4 protein-coding genes are annotated in these 2,731 nt (G+C 72.1%); 3 read left to right on the top strand and 1 reads right to left on the bottom strand.

The window, feature by feature from the left end; all coding sequences use genetic code 11:
- A partial coding sequence (locus FV223_RS30810; protein ID WP_210247524.1) for a hypothetical protein occupies positions 1 to 229 on the top strand: 229 nt, incomplete at its 5' end.
- 77 nt (positions 230 to 306) lie between these two features.
- Positions 307 to 657 carry a hypothetical protein gene (locus FV223_RS24575; protein WP_147729418.1) on the top strand — a complete coding sequence of 117 codons (351 nt, stop codon included), beginning with the start codon at positions 307 to 309 and terminating at the stop codon, positions 655 to 657.
- Positions 658 to 712: 55 nt separating this feature from the next.
- On the opposite strand, the gene FV223_RS24570 is transcribed toward FV223_RS24575, so the two are convergent.
- Complete coding sequence (locus FV223_RS24570) at positions 713 to 1,240, bottom strand: CreA family protein (RefSeq protein ID WP_147729417.1); 528 nt, start codon at positions 1,238 to 1,240, stop codon at positions 713 to 715.
- A 176-nt stretch (positions 1,241 to 1,416) separates the two neighbouring features.
- Between FV223_RS24570 and FV223_RS24565 the strand changes: the two genes are divergently transcribed.
- Positions 1,417 to 2,487: a DUF2865 domain-containing protein gene (locus FV223_RS24565; protein ID WP_246689793.1), complete on the top strand. Its 1,071-nt coding sequence runs from the start codon at positions 1,417 to 1,419 to the stop codon at positions 2,485 to 2,487.
- Positions 2,488 to 2,731: the final 244 nt, after the last annotated feature.

The raw sequence follows: 2,731 nt of genomic DNA, 5'->3' as shown, positions 1-2,731 counted from the left end.
CCCGCGGACGGGGCTCCGCGCGACCCGGCCCGCCGCAATGCCGCCGGCTTCGCGCCGAGCCGTGTTGCGGATCGGCGACGGTCAGGAGGCCCGGATCGGGCTACCCGAAATCCGTCAAGAATTCGAGACCGGCGCGGCGGCGCGCCGGCTCGGGCGGCTCGATCGGGTCCGGGCACGGAAATCCGATCGGCGCCGGAAAGCCTTTGTTTACCCCGCCGTCGGATTTTGACCGTCGAATTCCCGCCCGCGACTTCAACCCGCACGCCAGACCCTGAACCGGGGCATCCCCTGAACAAGGACGTATCCATGCGACGCTCGGCTGCCGGATTCGGTGCACTCGCTGCCGCTGCCCTCCTCGTCACGATCGCCCACGGCGCGATGGCCGCCGGCGACGGCGAGACCCCGGCCGGCAAGGGCGCGCCCCATGTCGAGAAGACCTTCCTGATCCCGTCGAGCGACGGCTACGGCGTCGGCGAGTGCCTGACCAGCCCCGGCAGCGAGTGCGGCCAGGTCGTCGCCAACGCCTGGTGCGAGGCGCAGGGCTACGCCACCGCCAACGCCTACGGGATCGCGGCCGCCGAGGAATACACCGGCGCCGTCGACCTCCCCGTCACCAAGCCGGCCGACCGCCCGATCCGCATCACCTGCCAGGATTGAGGGGGTCCCCGCAGCGTGCCCCCTCCCCCGCAGAGGGGGGAGGGACGCGTGCGCGTCACCCCTTCAGGAACGCGCCGCATTTCGGCGGCGGCTCGGTGCCCCAGGGCATCAGCGGCACGCTCGAGGTCGAGTTCTTGGGCGAACCCTGGATCACCTTGTCGGAATAGACCATGTAGATCAGCGTGTTGCGCTTGGCGTCGCAGCCGCGCACGATCTGCATCGACTTGAAGATCAGCGAGCGGCGCTCGCTGAACACCACCTCGCCCTGGCCGAACTTGCCGGTGAACTGCACCGGCCCGACCTGGCGGCAGGCGAGCGAGATGTCGGAGACGTCCTCGGCCAGCCCGAGCGTGCCCTTGATGCCGCCCTTCTCCGGCTGGGTGTACCAGCACGCGACGCCGCTCACGAGCGGGTCGTCGACGCCGTAGACCACGAGCTTGTCGTTGGGCGTGAGCGGGCGCCAGACCGTCGACTTGTCGAAGATCCGGTCGGGTTCCTGCGCCGCGGCGGCGCCGGTGAGGCCCGCCAGCGCGGACAGGAACAGCGCGGCCCGCGCGCCGCGTGTGAGACCCCGAAGCAACATCGTCCGCCATTCCCCCGCTTGTGTCACCGCGGGCATGTAGGAGGGGTGTCGCCGATGCGCGAGGGCGTTTAAAAAAGTTAAGCCCGCCGGTGCTTCGCTCGCCGGCACCACTCTCCACGACGCGGCGGACCGCACAGCTCCCCTTCCGCCCTGCGCCGAGCCCCCGATCGTTCGCCATGCCGTCGATGCGCCACACCTTTCGCCCGCTCCGCCGCCCGCTCGCGATCCTCGCGCTGTGGCTCGGCGCGGTCGCGGCCGGGCAGGCCCAGGCGCCGTCCCCCGAGCCGAGCCAGTCCCCGCTTCCGACCCAGGCAAGCGTTCCGAGCCAGAGCCACCTGCCAAGCGCGGCCTGCCTGCGCTACCGGTCCGAGCTGGCGAGCCTGGGCAACGGCGCCAGCATGGTGCGCGCGCTTCAGAGCGAGATCGGCCGGCTCGAGGCCTATCACCGCTCCCTGAGCTGCGAGGGCGGCACCTTCCTGTTCTTCGACACGCGGCCCCCGCAATGCGGCGCGGTCGAGCAGCGCATCCGCGCGCTCAACGCCACCTACGGCGGCGCGGCGATCGACGACAGCGGCGCCCGCCGCCGCCAGCTGCAGGGCCTGATCGCCGCGTCCTGCGCCGATACGGCGCGCGTCGACCCCGCCACCGGCGAAGCCTATGCCCGCGGCGGCGCGCAGGTGATCTGCGTGCGCACCTGCGACGGCGCCTACTTCCCGATGCGCAACCTGCCCGAGGGCCGCAACGGCGCCGACGAGATGTGCCAGGCGCTCTGCCCCGGCACCGAGGCCGTGGCCTACTCGATGCCCTACGGCGACGAGGCGCTGAAGTCGGCCGCGACGGTGAAGGGCGGCAAGGCCTACGTCTCGCTCGCCAACGCGTTCAAGTTCCGCAAGACCTTCGTGCCGAACTGCTCGTGCAAGCCCGCCGACAGGACCTGGGCGCAGTCGCTGGTGAAGGCCGAGAGCATGCTGGTGCGGCACAAGGGCGACATCTTCGTCACGCCGATGCAGGCGGAGGCGCTGTCGCGCCCGGCCCCGAAGGTCCGCCTCACCCTGGTCGGCCGCGCCGACAAGACCGCCGCGGTGCTGGCCGCCGACGCCGCCGAGCGCTCGGGCCTGCCCGTCGAGATGGCGCCGAAGCCCGCGCCGGACCTCTCGACCGAGCCGTCGACGACCGGCACCGCCGAGCGCACGGTGCGCATCATCGCCCTCGACCGGCTCGTGCCGACGAAGGCGCCCGCCCCCTGAGCGGCGGCGGTCGAAAGCGGGAAACCGGAACCGGAATTTCGGAACCATCCGGCGCCTGAGGGGTTCGGTTCGGCCTTTTACACGATCCTCGAGGCCGACCGAATGCGGACACTCCGCCTGCTCCTCCTGACCGGCACGATGCTGCCCGGGCTCGTCCTCGCCGCACCGGCCTTCGCCCGGCAGGACGGCGCCTCCGGCACGATCCTCCTGGCGCAGGGCGGCCCCGACGAGCGCGGGCCGCGCG

It is taken from the genome of Methylobacterium sp. WL116, assembly GCF_008039455.1.
Taxonomy (GTDB): domain Bacteria; phylum Pseudomonadota; class Alphaproteobacteria; order Rhizobiales; family Beijerinckiaceae; genus Methylobacterium.
Note: the sequence above shows the minus strand (reverse complement) of the source record. Positions and strands in the feature narration are given on the sequence as shown.